The 19,176-nt window shown below is 61.3% G+C and carries 16 protein-coding genes; 4 read left to right on the top strand and 12 right to left on the bottom strand.

Annotated features, from left to right (window positions below; all coding sequences use genetic code 11):
- From J2045_RS04355 to J2045_RS04345, 3 genes are read right to left on the bottom strand one after another with little or no spacing between them, the layout of a single operon-like run.
- Positions 1 to 1,221: an aminomethyl transferase family protein gene (locus J2045_RS04355; RefSeq protein WP_307369792.1), complete on the bottom strand. Its 1,221-nt coding sequence runs from the start codon at positions 1,219 to 1,221 to the stop codon at positions 1 to 3.
- Entirely contained in the window at positions 1,221 to 2,777 is a 1,557-nt protein-coding gene (locus tag J2045_RS04350; protein WP_307369790.1) for a phytoene desaturase family protein, read from the bottom strand. The genes J2045_RS04355 and J2045_RS04350 overlap by 1 nt, the downstream gene beginning before the upstream one ends.
- Entirely contained in the window at positions 2,764 to 4,383 is a 1,620-nt protein-coding gene (locus J2045_RS04345) for a phytoene desaturase family protein (RefSeq protein WP_307369788.1), read from the bottom strand. The genes J2045_RS04350 and J2045_RS04345 overlap by 14 nt, the downstream gene beginning before the upstream one ends.
- 336 nt (positions 4,384 to 4,719) lie before the next feature.
- Here J2045_RS04345 and J2045_RS04340 point away from each other — a divergent pair, with 336 nt between their 5' ends.
- Both J2045_RS04340 and J2045_RS04335 read left to right on the top strand, forming a co-directional pair.
- Positions 4,720 to 5,406 carry a TetR family transcriptional regulator C-terminal domain-containing protein gene (locus J2045_RS04340; RefSeq protein ID WP_307369785.1) on the top strand — a complete coding sequence of 229 codons (687 nt, stop codon included), beginning with the start codon at positions 4,720 to 4,722 and terminating at the stop codon, positions 5,404 to 5,406.
- Between the two features lie 31 nt (positions 5,407 to 5,437).
- Positions 5,438 to 6,520, top strand: coding sequence for an extracellular solute-binding protein (locus J2045_RS04335; protein ID WP_307369782.1), 1,083 nt, complete (start codon positions 5,438 to 5,440; stop codon positions 6,518 to 6,520).
- A gap of 488 nt (positions 6,521 to 7,008) precedes the next feature.
- Here J2045_RS04335 and J2045_RS04330 read toward each other — a convergent pair whose 3' ends face one another.
- From J2045_RS04330 to J2045_RS04310, 5 genes are read right to left on the bottom strand one after another with little or no spacing between them, the layout of a single operon-like run.
- A complete protein-coding gene (locus tag J2045_RS04330; RefSeq protein WP_307369779.1) occupies positions 7,009 to 8,427 on the bottom strand; it encodes a carnitine 3-dehydrogenase in 1,419 nt (472 codons plus the stop codon).
- Entirely contained in the window at positions 8,424 to 9,344 is a 921-nt protein-coding gene (gene bcoG, locus J2045_RS04325) for a 3-dehydrocarnitine:acetyl-CoA trimethylamine transferase BcoG (RefSeq protein WP_307369777.1), read from the bottom strand. The genes J2045_RS04330 and bcoG overlap by 4 nt, the downstream gene beginning before the upstream one ends.
- 14 nt (positions 9,345 to 9,358) lie before the next feature.
- Positions 9,359 to 10,138, bottom strand: coding sequence for a carnitinyl-CoA dehydratase (locus J2045_RS04320; RefSeq protein ID WP_370872992.1), 780 nt, complete (start codon positions 10,136 to 10,138; stop codon positions 9,359 to 9,361).
- A 2-nt stretch (positions 10,139 to 10,140) separates the two neighbouring features.
- Positions 10,141 to 12,186: an acetate--CoA ligase family protein gene (locus tag J2045_RS04315; protein WP_307369773.1), complete on the bottom strand. Its 2,046-nt coding sequence runs from the start codon at positions 12,184 to 12,186 to the stop codon at positions 10,141 to 10,143.
- Between the two features lie 2 nt (positions 12,187 to 12,188).
- Positions 12,189 to 13,349, bottom strand: a complete 1,161-nt coding sequence (locus J2045_RS04310; protein WP_166600617.1) for an acyl-CoA dehydrogenase family protein — start codon at positions 13,347 to 13,349, stop codon at positions 12,189 to 12,191.
- A gap of 107 nt (positions 13,350 to 13,456) precedes the next feature.
- Here J2045_RS04310 and J2045_RS04305 point away from each other — a divergent pair, with 107 nt between their 5' ends.
- Positions 13,457 to 14,413, top strand: a complete 957-nt coding sequence (locus J2045_RS04305; protein WP_307369770.1) for a GlxA family transcriptional regulator — start codon at positions 13,457 to 13,459, stop codon at positions 14,411 to 14,413.
- A gap of 310 nt (positions 14,414 to 14,723) precedes the next feature.
- On the opposite strand, the gene J2045_RS04300 is transcribed toward J2045_RS04305, so the two are convergent.
- The 4 genes from J2045_RS04300 to J2045_RS04285 all read right to left on the bottom strand — a co-directional run bounded on the left by J2045_RS04300 (position 14,724) and on the right by J2045_RS04285 (position 17,986).
- Positions 14,724 to 15,542, bottom strand: coding sequence for an ABC transporter permease (locus J2045_RS04300; RefSeq protein WP_307369768.1), 819 nt, complete (start codon positions 15,540 to 15,542; stop codon positions 14,724 to 14,726).
- Positions 15,543 to 15,544: 2 nt separating this feature from the next.
- On the bottom strand, positions 15,545 to 16,276 hold the full coding sequence (locus J2045_RS04295) for an ABC transporter permease (RefSeq protein ID WP_307369766.1): 732 nt from the start codon (positions 16,274 to 16,276) through the stop codon (positions 15,545 to 15,547).
- A 61-nt stretch (positions 16,277 to 16,337) separates the two neighbouring features.
- Positions 16,338 to 17,120 (bottom strand): transporter substrate-binding domain-containing protein, encoded by a 783-nt coding sequence (locus J2045_RS04290; protein ID WP_307369764.1) that lies wholly within the window; start codon positions 17,118 to 17,120, stop codon positions 16,338 to 16,340.
- Positions 17,121 to 17,212: 92 nt separating this feature from the next.
- A complete protein-coding gene (locus tag J2045_RS04285) occupies positions 17,213 to 17,986 on the bottom strand; it encodes an ABC transporter ATP-binding protein (RefSeq protein WP_307369762.1) in 774 nt (257 codons plus the stop codon).
- A gap of 213 nt (positions 17,987 to 18,199) precedes the next feature.
- On the opposite strand from J2045_RS04285, the gene J2045_RS04280 reads away from it, so the two are divergent.
- The gene (locus J2045_RS04280; RefSeq protein WP_307369760.1) at positions 18,200 to 19,075 is read left to right on the top strand and encodes a dimethylarginine dimethylaminohydrolase family protein; all 876 of its coding nucleotides are present in this window, start codon (positions 18,200 to 18,202) and stop codon (positions 19,073 to 19,075) included.
- Positions 19,076 to 19,176: the final 101 nt, after the last annotated feature.

Raw genomic sequence — 19,176 nt, 5'->3', positions numbered from 1 at the left:
TCAGAACCGAAACGGCGGCGTCGCCGTTCGCCGCTCCAGTTTGATGAAGGGGCGTGGTACGATTTTCGCGCGTTTCATCAGTTTCTGGTATTGCAGTTCCTTCAGCGCATAGATTTCGACCCAGAGGTCATCGACGATGGACGCGCCGAAGGGCCGCGACAGCGTGGCGATGGCGATATTGCGCTTGGCCAGGGGCGACCAGATGCCGGCGGTGACAATCCCCGCCTCACGGCTCTTGCGGTGGTAGACGATGGCGTGCTCTGCCGGGATATTTCCCTCGATTTCAAGCCCGACGAGACTGTAGCGCAACGATTTCTTCTGCCGTGCGTTCAGGATCGCATCGCGCCCGTTGAAGAACGGCTTTTCGGGATCAACCAGCCAGTCGAGGCCGATTTCGTCCGGCATCCGTTCGCGATCGGGCCGCAGGGCCGTCTCGGCAGTGGTGAAATCGGCATTGGCGACGATGAAGCCAGCTTCAATACGGGCACGGTTGAGGGCGTTATAGCCGATCGCCCGAAGGCCGAAGAGTTCGCCGGCCTGCCAGAGCCGGTCCCAGAGCGACAGGGCGATGCCGGCTGGTGCAAACAGCTCGTAACCCAGGTCGCCGGTGAAACCTGTGCGCGATACGATGATCTCGTGGCCCTCATGCAGGAATGCAGCAAGCTGGAACGGTTTCAGTGTCTCGATGCCCGAAAATCCCGCGGCATCGAGCACCGAAAAGCTGGTTGGCCCCTGAAGCGCGAGCGCCGCGAGCGTTTCGGTTTCCTCCTCGATCGTGACACTGAAGCCCTCGGCGCTGTCAGCCAACCACGGCAGGTGACGTTCCTGACAGCACAGGCGGAAATCTGTTTCGGCCAGCCGGAACAGCGTGCCATCGTCCAGCACATGGCCGTGATCGTCGCACCAGGCTGTGTATTGTACGCGGCCGGGGCGCAGCTTTCGGACATCCCGTAGCGTCACGCGATTGAGAAAGCGCTCGGCGTCGCCGCCGCTGATGCGATATTTCACCATGGGGGAGATATCGAAAAGCGCGGCAGTGGACCGGATTGCGAAATACTCGAGCTCCTCGTCAAACACCGAGTGCGGCGCCTTGTAGCCCGCCCAGGTGTACCAGTCATTCGTGGTTGAAAGCGCCTGTAGCCTGGGATGGAACGGTGTTTCGAGCCGTGGCGTGGCGATATGGGCTTGTCCGACACGACGCAGGGCAGGGGTGAGCGTCATCATCTGCCTCCAGCGAGAATTTGGCGTGCCGCGAGCAGTCCCGGCAGGCCGGATATGCCGCCGCCTGGATGCGAGCCTGCACTGGCAAGGAAAAGGCCCTGCAACGGAGTTGCGTAACGTGAAGCGGCATGGACCGGTCGGTTGACGAGAAGCTGATCCGCCTGCAACTCGCCATGATGCCAATGGCCACCGGGCAGGTGATACGAAGCCTCGATATCCGGCGGCAGCATCAGCCTTGCGCCCTTTGCCGTTGCCGTTATCCCGGGTGCATGGCTCTCCAGCACGGACAGGATGGCGGCCTGAAGTCTTGCTCTCTGATCGTCCCATCCGCCCTTTGCCGCATAGGGAACAAAGGGGATCAGCGCGGACAGGGTTGCCGCGCCTTTTGGCGCGAGCGAGGGCTGCGCAAGGCTGGGTACCGTCACTTCCATGACCGGGTCCTCGTGGAATTCACCGTATTTCGACGCATTGAAGGCGGTCTCGACATGGTCCATGGAACGGGCGATGACCAGCCGACCCCGAAGCGCCTCCTGCGGCAGGCCTGAAAAGGCAGGCTGTCCATCGAGCGCCAGGTCTAGCCGCGCGACGTTGCCCTGCGAGCGGATGTTGGTGACCGCACGGCGGAAGCCCGTGCCGATTTCTGCGGCATCCACAAGGGTAAGGAAAGTGGTCTTCGGGTGAACAGCCGACACGATAAGCGGTGCCCTCAGGGTCTCGCCTCCGGCGAGAACGACGCCGCTGGCAATGCCCCTGTCGGCCAGGATGCGGGCGACCGGTGTCCCGGTGCGGATGGTGACGCCTGCCTTGATCGCACCCGCGACGAAGGCCTCGCCCAGTGCCGCTATCCCGCCTTCCGGAACGAACTGGCCACCCGCGCGTCCGTTCAGCGTGCCGGTCAGGCGGTAATAGAGGCCGAGAAGCGAGGTGGGCGAGCGGGGTCCCAGCTGGATGCCGAGCGTGGCGTCGAAGGCGAGCAATGCCTTCAGGCGGTCGTCACTCAGATACTCATCCCCGACATCGGCGACATTCATCAAGAGCATGCGCAGGAAATCACGGCCCTCCTCGCGACCCGTCACAAGCAGACCAAGGCCGGCTGCGCCGAACGCCGCAAGATCGCCGCCTTGCACACTGCCCATCCTTGGCGGCGTCCGCTTGAGGAAACGCCGCAAGATGCCGGCCTGAAACAGCAATTTGTCACGAAGCATGCGGAAGGCCTCAGCCTCATCATCCGGCACGCCGGTGATCCGCTCGCCATAGGCCCCTTCGAGAATGGCCGGAGGCCTGCCCTGCGACAGGAGGATGGTTTCAAGCTGCGGGCCGTCGGACAGATGAGCCGGCAGGCTGAGCAGCTTTATCACATCGGGGTCGAGCCGGTTGATGATCTGGGCAGGGCCGTTCGACCGGAAGCCCGGATGAAACTCGTCGCCGCGCAGGATCCCGCCGGCAGCTGTATCCGCCTCCAGAACCACGACCCGGCGCCCAGCGCTGGCCAGTGCGGCTGCCGCGGTCAGGCCATTGTGGCCGCCGCCGATCACGATCGCATCATATGACGTCATGGGCCCCACTCATATGTTGCCGGCCACGTTTGAGGTCGCGCAGGATTTCAGCGGCAGCATTGCGGCCTGGTGCGCCCATGACACCGCCGCCCGGATGGGTGGAGGAGCCGCAGAGATAGAGGCCTTTCACGGGGCTGCGATACTGGGCGTAGCCGGGGACCGGTCGGTTGAAGAGAAGCTGGTCGAAGGTCAGTTCGCCCTGGAAGATATTGCCTTCGGTCAGACCGACCTCTTCCTCGATCTCGCGCGGGGTGCGCACTTCCATATGCAGGATGCGATCCCGGAAGCCGGGGGAATAGGCAGCAATCTGGCTGATGACGGTTTCGGCAAAGGCATCGCGGTCGGCATCCGTCCAGTCGCGTCCTTCGACCTTGGGTGGGCAATACTGCACGAAGCAGCTCATGAAATGTTTGCCGGGCGGGGCCATGGTCGGATCGAGCGTGGTCGGGATCATCATGTCAACAAAGGGATCGGCGGACCAGCGACCGTCCTTCCAGTCGTCATAGGCACGTTCCATGCGCTCGACACTGTCGGTGAAATGCATGTCGCCACGAATGCAATTTGAACCCTGTGGCAGGGCTGGAAACTCCGGCAGGCTGTCGAGCGCGATGTTCAGCTTGCCCGAGGATCCGCGCATCTTGAAATGCCTGACCCGGTGCAAGAAGCGTTCGGGCAGGTCCTTTTCGTCGACGAGTTTGAGGAAGGTCCGCTTGACGTCGGCATTCGACACGATCGTGCGGCCGCGGATCTCTTCACCATCGGCCAGCACGACGCCTTCCGCCTCGCCGTTGCGCGTCAGAACCTTCATCACATCGGCGCCGGTGCGGATCGTGCCGCCGGCGGCCTGAAAGGAACTGGCAAGCGCTCGACTGATGGCCCCCATGCCGCCGCGCGCATAACCCCAGGCGCCGACCGAGCCGTCCACTTCGCCCATGTAATGGTGCAGAAGCACATAGGCGGTTCCCGGCGACATGGGCCCAAGCGCCGTGCCGATAATGCCTGATAGCGCCAGATAAGCCTTCACCAGGTCGGTCTCGAAGTATTCGTCGAGGAAATCCGAGATCGACATGGTCCAGAAGCGCAGGGTCGCGGCCATATCCTCTGGCGAAAATGTGCCGAAGCGTTTCGCAAGAAACAGGAGCTCACCGATGTCGCGCGGTTTGAAGGAGAAGGGGTCGGGCGGTGTGCGCATCAGAAGCGGCTGGATGAAGCGGCACTGGCGCGTCACGTCGCGTGCATAGCGGTCATAGGCTTCCGCGTCGCGTTTCGACCAGCGGGCGAATTCGCGCCGATGGCTGTCATGGTCGCGGTAGGAGGCGAGGTAGTCGCCATCACGCGTGAAAACCGCGCCACCCTCGTAGGAAATGACCTGCAATCCATGTTTCGGCAATTCGAGATCGCGCATGATCTCGGGCCGGAAGAGGGAGCAGACATAGGAGCAGTTTGAATAGACAAAGCCCGGCGTCATCTCACGGCTGGTGGCTGCGCCGCCGACCCAGTCATTTTTCTCGAGCACCAGGACATCAAGCCCCGCCTTTTGCAGATAGCAGGCGGCGACAAGGCCGTTATGGCCGCCACCGATCATCACCACGTCATGGGTTTTCATCTTGTCCCCGTTCTCCGTGTTTACGGAAATTGGCATGGAAAACGGATGTTTGTCCAGAGATACTGAATGAACATTCAGCAAAATCATTGCAAAGCCCGATTAATGCGCTAATCTCTTGTCAGACGAGAGGATGGCGATGATTGGTAGCGGTTCAGACCCACGAGATCCGGTTTCCGCGAATGTAGGCCGCCGTCTTTGCGTGGAGAGCCGCAGGATCGGCCAGAAGGTTCTTGACAGGGAAGCGTGCGGTCGCACTCATCTTGGTCCTGATGAACCGTGTGTGAGGTGATGATGCCCTTGCATTCAGGACAAGACGCTGAGGACTGGACCGATAGCATGAAATCGACAAACGTTCACTCGGATGCGGGCGCGCTCGCCGATGCGACAGCTCCAGGGGACAGGAGAACGCGCAAGGCCTCCAAGGAAACCCGTCAGCAGCAGCTGATTGAGGCAACGATCGATTCGCTTGCCAAGCGTGGCTATGCCGAGACGACGCTTGCCAATGTGGCCGATGGTGCCGGCCTGTCGCGCGGCATCGTCAACTTCCATTTTGAAAGCAAGGAGCGCTTGCTGGTCGCGACCCTGCAGTCGATGGCGGATGAGTATTCTACCCATTGGATGGCGGCCTACGAGAAGGCCGGCCCTTCCCTTGCCGCCAAGCTCTGGGCGCTTGTGGCTGCGGATTTCGACCGCCGGATCACGACGCGACGCAAGCTTGCAGCCTGGTGCGCCTTCTGGGGGGAGGCGAAATCGCGACCGACCTATCAGGCACTCTGCGGCGCGCGCGATGCCCGTTACCAGCAGCTGTTCGAGGATCTGATCGTCGGGTTGAAGGCGGAAGGCGGATATGCCCTCGAGCCCAGATCGACAACGCTTGCGCTCTGCGCCACGCTTGAAGGCCTTTGGTGGCGGTTGATGATGAGTGACGGGCTGACGCGCGAAGACGCGCATGCGGCAGCAATCGAATTCCTCGTCGGGCTTTTTCCGCAGCACATCACCCGTGAGGGACCCAACAAAGCATAGCACATCCTGAAATCGATCAAGGAGACCGGCCATGAAGCCCATCATTGCAATGCGACTGTCCATTCCGTCCGTCCTGCTGTCTGGTCTCCTTTCGGGTGTCGCGCCGCCGGCGATGGCCGCCGATAACATTGTGGTCTTTGACTGGGCCGGCTACGAGGATCCGGCCTTCCACCCTGCCTATACCGAAAAATTCGGAACGGAGCCCGATTTCTCCTTTTTCGGCGATGAGGAAGAGGCGTTCCAGAAGCTGCGTTCCGGCTTCAAGGCGGATCTGGCACATCCCTGTTCGCAGAGCGTGGCCAAGTGGCGTGACGCCGGCCTGCTGGAGCCGCTCGACACATCGAAGCTTACCCATTGGAACGATGTCCTGCCCGGCATCAAGGCGATGCAGGGCCTGATGACGGCGGCTGACGGTACCGCCTATTTCCTGCCCTTCGAATGGGGCAATACCGTGCTGACCTATCGCACCGATACGGTGAAGCCGGAGGAGGTCACCTCCTTGAAAGCCTTCGCCGATCCCAAGTTCAAGGATCGGGTATCGATCGGGGACAATGTTGACGATGCCTATGCGCTGGCAAGCCTTGCCATCGGCGTGCGGGACTGGACCACGCTATCGGACGCGCAGTTCAAACAGGCCTCCGACTTCCTGCGCGCCGTGCATCAGAATGTCAGGCTCTATTGGACGGACAATACCGATCTCAGCCAGGCGATTGCCGGCGGCGAGGTGGATCTTGCCTGGGCTTGGAATGAAACGGCGACCACGCTTCTGGCCGATGGCGTGCCGGTGGCGATGAAAAAGGACACCGTCGAAGGTCTATCCACCTGGGTCTGCGGCTATGTCCGGCTGAAGGGGGCCGAAGGCAGCCAAGAGCAGCAATATGCCTTTCTCAATGCCATCACCGAACCCGCAATCAGCGCCTATATGGTGGAGAATTGGGGCTATGGTCACTCCAATGCCCGCGGCATGGCCGCCGTCGCCCCCGGCATCCTTGCCGACAAGGGCTTCGCCGATATCGACAAATTCACGGCCAATACCCTGTTCCAGTCTCCCATGCCGACCGAACTGCGGCAGAAGATGATCGCCGAATTCGAGAAGATCAAAGCCGGGTATTGACGCCTGTGTGCACCACTCGAACACTGAAACAGCGAGGCAGACCGTCTGTCGAATTCGTGGAATGTCAACTCTGGGGAACGGTCCCTGGCAGATCGGGATAACAGTCCGCGCCCCCATACTTTTCTCTTGGGCTAACTTTGTGGAGTCGAGCCACAAGAATAAGCCATCCCCGGGTTAGACAGTTATCGTGAAAGCTACCAAAAACCGCGGCCGAGCAGCGGGCCTGCGCCGTGCTGGGCACCCCACCATGGCTCTATAACTTAAACGAAATCGCCTCCGGCAAACGCGGCGCGGTTCAGTCTGCGCTGCGTCGCATCAGCTCAATGAAGCGTGTTTGATACAAGGATATCCCCAATCCCGAAGATACCAACCTCTTGGCCATCGCCAGATTGACTAAAGCCGCCGAGGGGCTGCCATAGTGACGTTTGCACTCGGTGTCATCGTTGTTCCTTTAGACCCAGATTGGGCCGGAAATCGGCCATCCTGCGTCAACCCCGGTCGCCCACCGCGCCGCCGGCTCCCTCAGCCGACATGCCGGCATGGGCGGCGTGCAGCTCAGCCAGCCTGTCGGCCACGGCAGGCATTGGCGGACAGCTGCGTCGACTGGCGAGATCCGTGTGCAGCAGCAGCGTCTCAATCGTCGCTGACAAGACACCATCGCCGCGCCAGATCCGGTGAAACAGTTGCATCTTGCGGCCTTCGCCGGCAAGAACCTGTGTGGTGATGGTCAGCCGGTCACCGGCATGGACCTCGGCCAGATAGCGGAGCCGCGTGTCGACGGTGAAAAAGCTGTAGCCGCTCGAAATATAGGCCGCGTCAACACCGATCCGGCGCATCAGCCCGTCGGTCGCCCAACTGCCGGCCTCCAGATAGCAGGCCTCGTTCATGTGGCCATTATAATCCGTCCAGGTCTGGGGAACCTGGCGGGACGAGGTGATCGGCAGGCCAAGATGGTCGCCGCCTTCGGGAAGGCCTGCTTCATGGTCGAGGACGACCTTGCCTGCCGCCGTTCCGCTGTGGCGCAGCGAGCGAATGAAGCCGACGAGATTGTCGTCGCGCATTTGCTCAAGCTCGCGGATCGAGCGCATGCCCGATTGCGCATCCGACTGGCTGGTGATCTGCCGGACAAGGGCATCATCAAGCTCCGGCACATCTGTCAGCTTCGACCAGGGCCAGGAGAGAGACGGCCCGAACTGTGCCAGATAACTCTCAAAGCCCGCCTCACCGCCTGCGATCCGATAGGTCTCGAACATGCCCATCTGTCCCCAGCGAAGGCCGAACCCAAGGCGGATCGCCTCGTCGACTTCGGCTGTCGTGGCATAGCCATCGCGGATCATCCACAAGGCCTCGCGCCAGACGGCCTCCTGGAAGCGGTTGCCGATAAAGGCGTCGTTCTCCTTGCGAAGTGTCAGGGGATACATGCCGATCGACCGAACCAGGATTTCCGCCCTGGCGCAAAGCGCCGGATCGCCGGAAAGCTCAATGAGCGGCAGCAGATAGACGGGATTGAAGGGATGGACGACGACGACCTTTGCGCCTTCGGATGTAAGCTCGCTCGCCTTGAAGCCGGATGTCGAGGAACCGATCAGCAGATCCGGCGCATGGCGGGAAATCTCGCGGTAAACCCGCAGCTTCACCTCCAGCCGTTCCGAAACGCTTTCCTGCACCCAGTCGGCACCGTCAATCGCCTCGGCAAGATCGGCATGGAATGTCAGTCGTCCTTCCGGCGGCAGAGCCCGATCGTAAAGGGACGGCAGGGACCGGCGCGCATTGGTGAGAACCGCTGAGATCTTGCGCTCGGCCTCAGGGTCCAGATCAAAGACGGCCACGTCCCAGCCATTCAGCAGGAAGCGTGCGGCCCAGCCGCCACCGATAACCCCGCCGCCGACGATTGCCGCCTTGCTCATGCAGCCTTTTCCTTCGGCTGGCGCTTGATCAGGCCAAGCTTCTTGCGCACCTCATCGGGACCGATCACCCGCGCGCCGAGATTTTCGGCGATCGTGACCGCCCGCTCGACCAGTTGCGCATTGGTCGCCAATTGTCCCTTGCCGAGCCAGAGGTTGTCTTCCAGACCAACACGCACATGCCCGCCGGCGAGCACAGCTGCAGCCACATAGGGCATCTGGTCGCGACCGAGGCTGAAGGCCGACCAGCACCAATCGGCGGGCACATTGTTGACCATGGCAAGAAAGGTATTGAGATCATTCGGCGCGCCCCAGGGCACACCCATGCAAAGCTGCACAAGGGCCGGGCTCGACAAGACGCCCTCCGCCACCAATTGCTTGGCAAACCACAGATGCCCGGTGTCGAAAGCCTCGATTTCCGGCTTCACGCCCAGCTGCTCCATCATCGCCCCCATGGCGCGCAGCATGCCCGGCGTGTTGACCATGATGTAATCGGCCTCGGCAAAATTCATCGTGCCGCAATCCAGCGTGCAGATTTCCGGCAGGCAGTCGGCGACATGGGCAAGGCGCTCGGTCGCGCCGGCCATGTCGGTGCCGGCGGATAGTGGCAGAGGCGTCTCGACCGGGCCGAGCATGATATCGCCGCCCATGCCTGCCGTGAGGTTCAGGACAATATCGACTTCGGCATCCCGGATGCGCTCGGTGACCTCGCGGTAGAGATCAAGACGGCGCGAGGGCCGACCAGTCTCCGGATCCCGCACATGGCAATGGACGATTGCCGCCCCGGCCTTTGCAGCCGCAATCGCGCTGTCGGCAATCTGCTTTGGACTGCGCGGCACATGGGCCGAACGATCCTGCGTATTGCCGGAGCCGGTCACGGCGCAGGTGATGAAGACCTCTTTGGTCATGGTCAGCGGCATGGTCTCGTCTCTCCTTAGCGGCCTTTCCAGACCGGATCGCGCTTCTCCGCAAAGGCGCGTGCGCCTTCGAGCTGGTCTTCCGACCGGTAGAGCCGTTCGACCGTTTCAAACTGGCTGCGGGTAATGCGGTTCATTGCATCCTGGAACTTCATGTCTTCGGCTTCACGGACGATCTCCTTGATCGCCGCAAACACCAGGGGAGGACCGGCTGCAAGGTCGTCGGCCAGGATGCGGGCCTCAGCCATCAGTCGGTCAGCCGGCAGGATACGATTGACGACGCCCCAACGATGCGCCTCTTCGGCATCGAACCAGCGACCGGTCAGCAGCATTTCCATCGCGATGTGATAGGGAATGCGCTTCGGCAGCCGGATCGAGGCGGCATCAGCCACCGTGCCGGAGCGGATTTCGGGAAGCGCGAATGTGGCATGCTCGGCAGCCAGGATGATGTCCGCGCTGAGCGCCAGTTCGAAGCCACCGCCACAGCAGATGCCGTTGACGGCTGCGATCACCGGCTTGTTCAGGCCACGCAATTCCTGCAGGCCGCCAAAGCCGCCTCTGCCGTAATTGCCGTCAACGGCATCCCCACCGGCGGCAGCCTTGAGATCCCATCCGGCGCAGAAGAATTTCGGCCCACCCCCGGTGATGATGGCGACCCTGAGATCCGGATCATCGCGAAAACCGGTGAAGATCTCGCCCATCGCGCGACTGGTCTCAAGGTCGATCGCATTGGCCTTGGGCCGGTCGAGGGTAACCTCCAGCACGGCGCCGCGACGTTCGATTTTAAGCGCTTCCATGGTCATCCCGCCTCTCCCATTCGTATCAGCGCATCAGCCGCAACGGCCCTGTCCACTGTGGCAATCAATGGATTGATTTCCAACTCGTCCAGCGTATCGGCATGGGCGGTCACAAAGTTCTGGACCGCCATGATGGCGGCCACAACATGATCGATGGATGCCCCCGGCTTGCCGCGATAGCCGCTCAACAGCGGAGCAATTTTAAGCGATGCCAGGGCCGCGCGGACATCCTGCGGCGACGCCGGAACCAGCACCGAGACCGTATCCCGCATCAGTTCGGTGAGAACCCCGCCGAGCCCGATCGTCAGGACAAAGCCATGTGCGGGATCGCGAAGGACGCCGACCAGGAATTCGACGACGGCGCCGGTGATCATCTCCTCGACCAGAAAGCTCCTGGCCGGCATCGCCTCGGCGGCCAGAGTGACCTTGGCTGGATCGCTGAGGTTCAAAACGACAGCGCCTGCCTCGGTCTTGTGGGCAATGCCCTCCCCCTTCAGGACAACAAGGCCACCGAGTTCAGCTGCTGCTGCACCAGCCTCTGCGGGGCTTGAAGCCGCGATGGAGCGCGGAACCGGAAGGCCCGCCGCCGTCAACAGACGCTTGGCCTCCGCCTCGCCGATCACACGCCCCGCGCCATCAAAGCCGGGAGCCGGCAGCAAGACTGTGCCGGGAGCCCTCTGCCCGATGCCGGCCAGAGCCCGGATTGCGGCCAGGGAATCGGCCATGCCGCAGAGCGGGATGACACCGTTCGCAATCAACCGCTCGGACACATCCTCCGGAAGCCCCTCCTGCAACAGGGAGAGAACCGCCATCGGTGTTTCGGTCGACTGCGCCACGGTGATCACCGCGCGTACCACCTTGTCATAGGATGGCGCTTCGAACCGGTCGGCACGCGGCAGGTCCAGCACCACGCATCCCATGGCCAGATCACCGTGCATCATGGCCCCGAAGGCATCGACGAGTGCCGGCTCGTTGTCCCAGATATAGGTGTTGTAGTCGAGCGGATTGGCCAGGGCGACCTTCGGCCCCAGAGCCTTGCGCAGCGCTTCGGTCTGGTCTGGCATGAGCGGCGGAAATTCGACGCCTTTTGCCAGGCCTAGATCCGCCATGATCGAGGCCTCCCCCCCCGAGCAGGAGGCCGACATGATCCGGGCAGATCTCAAACCACCGGTGACATGGGCAATTTTCAGCGCCTCCATCATCTCTGCGGGACTGTCAACCTGGCCCATGCCCAGGCGCTCGAACAAGGCGCGGGCACCCGCATGGGAGCCGGCAAGTGAGGCGGTATGGGAAATCGCCGCCTGCTGGGCCTGATCGGAGCGCCCGACCTTCAGCACGATGACCGGCTTTCGCAAGTCAAAGGCGCGTGCGGCGAGCGCCGTAAAGGCCGGCAGGTCGGTCAAACCCTCGACATGCAGGCCAAGCGCCGTGATGCGTGGATCTTCGAGCAGTGCGGCACCAATGCCGGCCATCGTCGCCTGCGCCTGGTTTCCCGCCGCGACCACGGTCGCAATCGGCAGGCCGCGCCTTTGCATGGTCATGTTGATCAGCACATTGGACGATTGTCCAACGATGGCCACACCGCTTGAAACCGGCACCAGTCCATGCAGATCCGGCCAGAGCGAGACGCGATCCAGCGCATTGACGAAGCCATAGCAATTCGGCCCGAGAATGCGCATGGGCCCGGCAGCCGCGACAAGCCTGTCCTGCAATTCGGCCCCATCGGAAAGCTCGGCGATTGCCTCACGATAGCCGGCGGCAAAGCAGACAGCGCCACCGCAGCCCATGGCTGACAACTCGCCCGCAACCGTAACGGTCGCCTCGCGGTTGACGCCGATAAAGGCGGCATCCGGAACACCCGGCAAGGCGGCGAGTGAAGGATAGGCGCTGATGCCACCGATCATGTCCTTTGTCGGATGAACCGGCCAGATTTCACCCGTATAACCGGTCGCACGGCACTGCCGGACAACCGCCTCGCACCAGGTGCCGCCGCCGATCACGGCAATGGACAGAGGACTGAAGAGACGATGCAGGGGCTCCATCTGCATGCTCACACCCCAAGTGGCCGGAAGAGTTCGCGACTGATGATGTGACGCTGGATTTCGCTGGTTCCGTCCCAGATCCGCTCCACCCTCGCATCGCGCCAGAAGCGTTCGATCGGCAATTCGTCCATCAGGCCCATGCCGCCGTGAATCTGCAGGGCCCGGTCGGTCACGCGGGCGAGCATTTCGGAAGCATAGAGCTTGGCGGAAGCAATCTCGCGATTGGCCGGCAGGCCCTGATCGAGACGCCAGGCCGCGGCAAGCGTCAGCCAATCGGCGGCATCGATCTCCGTGATCATGTCGGCGATCTGGAAACTGACGCCTTGGAACCGCCCGATCTCCTGACCAAACTGCCGACGCTGCGCGGCATAGTCGACCGCCATGTCGAAGACACGGCGGGCACGCCCCACCGACATCGTCGCAACAGTGATCCGCGTCGCATAGAGCCAGTCGTTCATCACATCAAAACCGCCATCGACCTCCCCCAGAACCTGGGCGTCAGACAGACGGCAATTGTCGAAATAGAGAATGCTGTTCTTGTAGCCGCGATGCGAGACCGAGTTATAGCCGGGGCGGATTTCAAAGCCAGGTGTGCCGCGATCGACGAGAAAGCAGGTGATCCGCTTTTTCGGGCCGCGCGGGGTCTCGTCGACGCCGGTCGCCACGAAGACGATGATGAAATCAGCATGCTCGGCGCCCGAGATGAAATGTTTCGAGCCATTGACCACCCAGTCACCGCCTTGGCGCACGGCGCTGCATTTCATGCCCCGGACATCAGAGCCCGCATCCGGCTCCGTCATCGCCAGCGCATCCATGCGCTCACCGCGCACAGCCGGCAGGAGATAGCGTTCGATCTGATCTCCCTTGCAGGCCATCAGGATATTCTGGGGACGGCCGAAGAAGTGGTTCAACGCCATGGACCCGCGCCCGAGTTCGCGCTCCACAAGGGCAAAATCCAGATGCGAAAGACCAGCGCCGCCAACACTTTCCGGGAAGTTTGGCGCATAGAAACCAAGCTCGATAACCTTGCGCTTGATCTCCTCGCCCAGCTCGTGCGGGACCTCGCCTGTCTTCTCGACCAGGGCCTCATGCGGATAGATTTCGTTCTCGACAAAACTCCGCACGGTGGAGACGATCATCTCCTGTTCGTCCGTTAACCCGAATTGCATTGCCAACTCCATCAAAGGCCGCGAAGCAAGGCGCGAAATGCCTTGTCTGTCCTTGAGAAACATGAGAGGCAGGGTCATATGTCATCATGCAGATCGGGCCGATCATCATGCAGAAACGGAAAAATTCCGACAGTCCGCGCGACGTCGCCGTGCTTCTCTTCCGGTCCTTCTCCAACCTTTGCCTGGCAAACACGATCGAACCGCTTCGCGGGGCGAACAACCTCTCGGGCAAAACCCTCTATCGCTGGAAATATCTGAGCCTGGACGGCCGTCCGGTCACGTCATCAAGCGGGCTGACCGTGCAGGTCGATAGCGCGCTGACAGATCATCCGGGCGCCGACTATCTCTTCGTGATGCCAAGCTACGACTTCCTCAGTCACGCCACAGCGCCCTGCGCACGCTCGCTGCGTGCCGCACAAAATCGTTTCACGACGCTGGTCGGCATGGATACCGGAACCTGGCTCCTGGCATCGGCAGGCCTTCTCGCCGGGCGGCGTGCCACGATCCACTGGGAAGAGCTCAACAATCTTGCCGAACGATTTCCAGACGTTGATGTATCATCCGACCGCGTCGTGCATGACGGCAATATTCTGTCCTGCGGAGGCGCCACAACCGCATTCGATCTCGTGCTCGATCTTGTCGAGATCCATCATGGCGCGATGCTGCGGCTCGAGCTTGGCGCCCTGTTCATGACCGGCGATGCTTCACCTGTGCAACCGGTACGCCCCGGCAAGGTGCCGGAGGCCGGCATCGCACTGATGCGCCGTTCGATCGAAGCGCCTCTTCCGGTGATCGAGATTGCCCGCAAACTCGGCATGAGCCGCAAGGCTTTCGAAAAACGCTGTATCGACCGCTACGGGATCGGCCCCGGTCGGCTCTATCTGGCAACGCGCCTGCGCGAGGCGAAAAGAATGGTCGAGCAATCCAGCATTTCTGTTGCCGAAATCGCGACGCGTTGCGGCTACCGCGATGCCAGCGCGATGACACGCGCCTTCCGCAAGGAGTTTTCCATCACGCCGCGCGATCTGAGAGCCCAACGTGACAGGGATGCGCGTCCGACATGAACTCCCACATTGTTTGATGAGGAGGCCTGTCGCCAGACGGATAGATCATGCAGCCTCCTGGAAGGAGCGATGCTGCATTCTTCAATCTGGCAGGCGACAGACGTAGCGAGCCCGCATCGCCGATGCGCTTTGGCGGCTGAACCGAGCGCTCTGCGCGGCGCGGAGAATAAGCAGTGCAAAAGCCGTCACTCCGCAGCGAAGACTCTTCTTCGGTCGAGACCTGGAGGCTTTGACTTCGTTCAGTGGCACAACGAAGAATATGTCCACCGCAACAGCGCGCTGGTCACGATACCGTCGATAGCCGCCGAAATCATACGCCACGAGTGGGTATGCGATCTTCGAGCTTCTTGAAACCGTAGACCAGGACACCGGTCAGGCAAAGGTAGATCAAGGCAAGCAGTAGCAGTGGTTCATAAGTCAGGAAGGTCTCCTGGCGTACACGCGAAATGATGGCATAGACATCCACCACCGTGATGGTTGCCACCAGCGGCGTAGACTTCAGCTGCAGCACCATCTCACCGTTGAGTGTCGGCAGCGCTCGGTGAATCGCGCGCGGCAGCCAGATGCGGCGAAACAGCGTAAAGGGTTTCATGCCATAGGCACGGCCAGCCTCAAGTTCGCCGGCAGGCACGCCGGCAAAGGCGCCGCGCATCACTTCGCCTTCATAGGCGGCAAAGGAAATCGTCAGCGCGGCAACGCCATAGGGCCAGGCCTCGCGAAGATAGGGCCAGAGGAAGGACTGGCGGATCTCGGGGAACTGAGGAAACAGCGATCCGAGCCCGTAGTAAAGTAGCCAGAGTTGCAGCAACAGTGGTGTGCCGCGAATGACGGTACAGAAGCCTGAGGCAAGCCACTTGATCGGCCAGGGGCCGATCACCTGCACCAACCCCAAAGGAACAGCAAGCAGGAAACCCAGGAACGCAGTGCTGAACAGCATGGCGAGCGTCACCAGGACCCCTTGCCCAAGACGCGGAATATAGCGCGGCAGCCAGTCCCAGCGCATGAACCATGCGCAGCTGGCGACAATGGCAACGAAAATGAGCATCAAGATGATGCGATGCGGTCTGAAGAAGCTCGATGGGTTGGCAAACTCACCCGTCTTCTGGAGCGGCGGAGTGACGGTGCTCATGGTCAGATCACCTCAGCAAATCCGCGGCGCGACCGCCGCTCGATGATCTTGATGATCACATTGGAAACCAGCGTCAGCGCCAGGTAGAGCACGCCGGCTGCGCAGAAGAAAAGAATATAGGCTTTCGTGGTTCCCGCAGCTTGGCGGGTTACCAGCGTCAATTCGCTGAAGCCGACCACCGCAAGCAGTGCTGTATCTTTGGTCGCGATCAGCCAGAGATTGGACAGACCGGGAATGGCATGAGGCAACATCGCCGGCAGGGTCACACGACGCATCACTTTCCATGGCGACATGCCATAGGCGCGGGCTGCTTCGATCTGCCCGACCGGCACCGCCTTGATCGCACCACGCAGAACCTCCGTCGAATAGGCTCCCTGCACGATACCGATGACGAGAATGCCCGCAGTGAGGCCACTGATGTCCACGGTGCCGAGGCCCGCGAGCCGAAGCAGGGCATTGATGGCATCGGTGCCCGCATAGTAAAGAAGAACGATCAGGACCAGTTCCGGAACGGCGCGTACGACAGTCGTGTAGCAGGCGAGCAGATCACGCGTGACCGGCCCGCCATAAAGCTTGCCGGAGGCTCCGCCGACACCCAAAATCAGCCCGAGACAATAACCGCCGATGGCGATCTGGAGGGAGTTCAAGAAACCCCAGAGGAGAACGCCGCCCCAGCCAGGCGGCGAAAGCGCGAGCAGACCCCAGTTGATGAAGGATGCGGTTTCGGCGGCCATGATGTTCCCGGCAATGTCTGTGGAGGCCGGCGGTCAACCGCCGGCCATCCGATTGGCTGCCTCACTTGCCGTAGATATCGAAGTCGAAATACTTCTTCGAGAACGCGTCATAGGTGCCGTTCGCACGGATGGCGGCGATGGCAGCGTTGATCTTGCCCTTCAGCTCGTTTTCGCCCTTGCGCAGGCCGACACCGACACCGGCGCCTAGGATCGCCGGATCATCGACGACATTGCCCTTGAGTTCGCAGCATGCTGCACCCTGTTCGGTTTTCAGGAACGCGTCCAGCGTCAGCGAGTCGGCCTGCACCGCATCGATGCGACCGGCGGCCAGGTCGTTGTTGGCCTCATCCTGTGTCTGGTATTCTTTGATCGAAGCTGCAGTGGGGCCAAAATACTTGGTGGCGTAGTCTTGGTGGATGGTTGACACCTGCACGCCTATAACCTTGCCGGCAAGCCCTTCAGGGGTGGCATCGAAGGCTTCGCCCTTGGTGCCGATGACGGCGGTTGGCGTGTTGTAGTACTTGTCGGAGAAATCGATGGTCTTCATGCGCTCCTCGGTGATCGACATGGAGCCGATGATCATGTCGATCTTTCCCGATGTCAGCGCTGGAATGATCCCGTCCCAGGCGACGGGCGTGATCACGCAGTCGAGCTTGGCTTCGGCACAGATCGCCTTCTGGAACTCGACTTCCCATCCTTCCCAGTTGCCCGAGGCGTCCGGCGAGGTGAAGGGAGGGTAGGGCTCAGCCGCAAAGCCGACCTTGACCTGCTGCGCAAGTGCGCCGCTGGCACTCGCAACGCCGAGAGTCATTGCGATTGCAAATGTCCTGATGATGTTTTTCATGATGTTCCCCTTTTTTGTTTTGGCAGGTTGTTTAAAGCCCGGTTGCGGCATGCAGACTGAACACAGCCGACAACCGGACTCCGAGTTCTTGGCTAACGGCTCGAGCTGATGAACTTCTTCAGCCGCTCCGATTTTGGCGCCCCGAAAATGGCATCCGGCGACCCTTGCTCCTCGATCAGGCCATTGTGCAGAAACACAATGTGGTTCGCCACGTCGCGGGCGAACTTCATCTCGTGTGTCACAAGGATCATCGTGCGCTTTTCCATGGCGAGGTCACCGATCACTGTCAGAACCTCACCGACCAACTCCGGGTCCAGTGCCGAGGTCGGCTCGTCGAAGAGCATGACCAACGGCTGTATGGCGAGGGCCCGCGCGATGGCTGCTCGCTGCTGCTGCCCGCCTGACATGAAGGCGGGGTAGACGTCACGCTTCTCGTAGAGCCCGACCCGGCGCAGGATGGTCTCGGCAAGTTCGATCGCTTCCGTCTTCGGTTTGCCAAGGACCTGTATCGGGACTTCAATGACGTTCTCAATCACGGTCATGTGCTGCCAGAGATTGAAATTCTGGAACACCATTCCGAGCCTGGAACGAATACGCTGGATCTGATTTCGGTCGGCCGGCATCAATCCGCCATGGCCATCCTTTTTGAGTGCAATTGTTTCGCCGTGAATGGCGATTGATCCGGCGCTGGGAAGCTCCAGCATGTTGATGCAACGCAAGAAGGTGGATTTTCCCGAGCCGCTGCCGCCGATAATGGCGATCACGTCTCCCTCTCTGGCGGTCAGCGATATGCCCTTGAGAACCTCCAGTGGCCCGAAATGCTTGTGCAGGCCGCAAACATCAATGGCAAGGGGCCTTTCCGTCATGTGCGGTCACACTTGGGACCGCGCGCAAGCGACGCGTTTTGCATGCCAGTCATCCCCAGTTTTTTCCCCGGCGCGCGGCATCTTCGGCCCGTCACGCCGTCCAATCTTCAATATGTTGACACCTGTCGAGAAATTATGCAAGCGTACAACAAGGCGCCCGCCACTTTTTGTGGCATTTGGCAAGTGTGATGAAAAATCCGACAGGAGTAGTGCATGACCGGTTTCGGTTCGCAGGAAATGTCTGCCCGCCTCGAGCGCGTCCTGATGCGGCGGCCGGGCCCGAGTCTTGCCACGGCAGACGCCCGGCACTGGCATTACGGTCCGACATTCGACGGGCCGAAGGCTGTCGAGCAGTACAAGGATTTCGCGCGCATCGTGGAGGCTTCCGGAGCAGAGATACTCTGGTTGGAGGATACGGGCGACGGACTGGCCGATTCCATGTTTACCCATGATCCGTCGCTGATGACGGACAGGGGGGCGATCCTTCTGCGGATGGGCAAGCCGCTGCGCTTGCCCGAAACGGTTCTGCACGAGCACGCCTATCGAGCGGCTGGTATTCCGATCCTTGGCCGGATCGTTGCTCCGGGCAGCGTCGAGGGCGGTGACTGCATCTGGCTCGATGAGAAGACCCTCGTCGTCGGACGCGGTGTGCGCACCAATCAGGAAGGTATCACGCAACTGTCCGAGATACTGGCACCGCTGGGCGTCGAAGTGCTCGGCTTCGACCTGCCGCTTTGGCAAGGGGAGGAAGCATGCCTGCATCTGATGTCGGTGATCAGCCCGCTGGCCCGTGACCTGGCGCTCGTCTTTGCGCCGCTTATGCCGGCTGCATTCTATCAACTGCTGAAGGCCCGCGGCATCCGCTTGATAGAGGCGTCTGCCGACGAGTTTTACGCCAGCAACGGGCTCAGCCTTAATGTCTTGCCTCTCAAGCCGCTGCATGTGGTGATGGTGGATGGTTTCCCCGCGACGAAAGCAGCGATGGAAACTGCCGGCTGCACGGTCACCACCTTCGCCGCCGACGCCCTTTGCATTGCCTGCGAGGGCGGCCCGACTTGCCTGACCCGCCCGATTCTACGCAGGCACTGACGCGAGAGACAGCCGCAATAGCCTCTCGCGCCGATGCCACAATGGGATTGTTGCTGCTTGCGTGACGATGGAACGGGACCTTGGCGGATGCTTAAACGGCA

It is taken from the genome of Peteryoungia aggregata LMG 23059, from assembly GCF_030814435.1.
GTDB classification, from domain to species: Bacteria; Pseudomonadota; Alphaproteobacteria; order Rhizobiales; family Rhizobiaceae; genus Allorhizobium; species Allorhizobium aggregatum.
The sequence above is the reverse complement of the archived record's forward strand: the minus strand, read 5'-3'. Positions and strand labels throughout refer to the sequence as shown.

Excerpts from the sequence above, each read along its gene's own strand:
- J2045_RS04330 (WP_307369779.1), bottom strand. The coding sequence starts at position 8,427 with ATGAGCAAGGCGGCAATCGTCGGCGGCGGGGTTATCGGTGGCGGCTGG.
- bcoG (WP_307369777.1), bottom strand. The coding sequence starts at position 9,344 with ATGCCGCTGACCATGACCAAAGAGGTCTTCATCACCTGCGCCGTGACC.
- J2045_RS04285 (WP_307369762.1), bottom strand. The coding sequence starts at position 17,986 with ATGACGGAAAGGCCCCTTGCCATTGATGTTTGCGGCCTGCACAAGCAT.
- J2045_RS04350 (WP_307369790.1), bottom strand. The coding sequence starts at position 2,777 with ATGACGTCATATGATGCGATCGTGATCGGCGGCGGCCACAATGGCCTG.
- J2045_RS04295 (WP_307369766.1), bottom strand. The coding sequence starts at position 16,276 with ATGGCCGCCGAAACCGCATCCTTCATCAACTGGGGTCTGCTCGCGCTT.
- J2045_RS04335 (WP_307369782.1), top strand. The coding sequence starts at position 5,438 with ATGAAGCCCATCATTGCAATGCGACTGTCCATTCCGTCCGTCCTGCTG.
- J2045_RS04320 (WP_370872992.1), bottom strand. The coding sequence starts at position 10,138 with ATGGAAGCGCTTAAAATCGAACGTCGCGGCGCCGTGCTGGAGGTTACC.
- J2045_RS04340 (WP_307369785.1), top strand. The coding sequence starts at position 4,720 with ATGAAATCGACAAACGTTCACTCGGATGCGGGCGCGCTCGCCGATGCG.
- J2045_RS04315 (WP_307369773.1), bottom strand. The coding sequence starts at position 12,186 with ATGCAGATGGAGCCCCTGCATCGTCTCTTCAGTCCTCTGTCCATTGCC.
- J2045_RS04355 (WP_307369792.1), bottom strand. The coding sequence starts at position 1,221 with ATGACGCTCACCCCTGCCCTGCGTCGTGTCGGACAAGCCCATATCGCC.
- J2045_RS04305 (WP_307369770.1), top strand. The coding sequence starts at position 13,457 with ATGCAGAAACGGAAAAATTCCGACAGTCCGCGCGACGTCGCCGTGCTT.
- J2045_RS04290 (WP_307369764.1), bottom strand. The coding sequence starts at position 17,120 with ATGAAAAACATCATCAGGACATTTGCAATCGCAATGACTCTCGGCGTT.
- J2045_RS04280 (WP_307369760.1), top strand. The coding sequence starts at position 18,200 with ATGACCGGTTTCGGTTCGCAGGAAATGTCTGCCCGCCTCGAGCGCGTC.
- J2045_RS04345 (WP_307369788.1), bottom strand. The coding sequence starts at position 4,383 with ATGAAAACCCATGACGTGGTGATGATCGGTGGCGGCCATAACGGCCTT.
- J2045_RS04300 (WP_307369768.1), bottom strand. The coding sequence starts at position 15,542 with ATGAGCACCGTCACTCCGCCGCTCCAGAAGACGGGTGAGTTTGCCAAC.
- J2045_RS04310 (WP_166600617.1), bottom strand. The coding sequence starts at position 13,349 with ATGCAATTCGGGTTAACGGACGAACAGGAGATGATCGTCTCCACCGTG.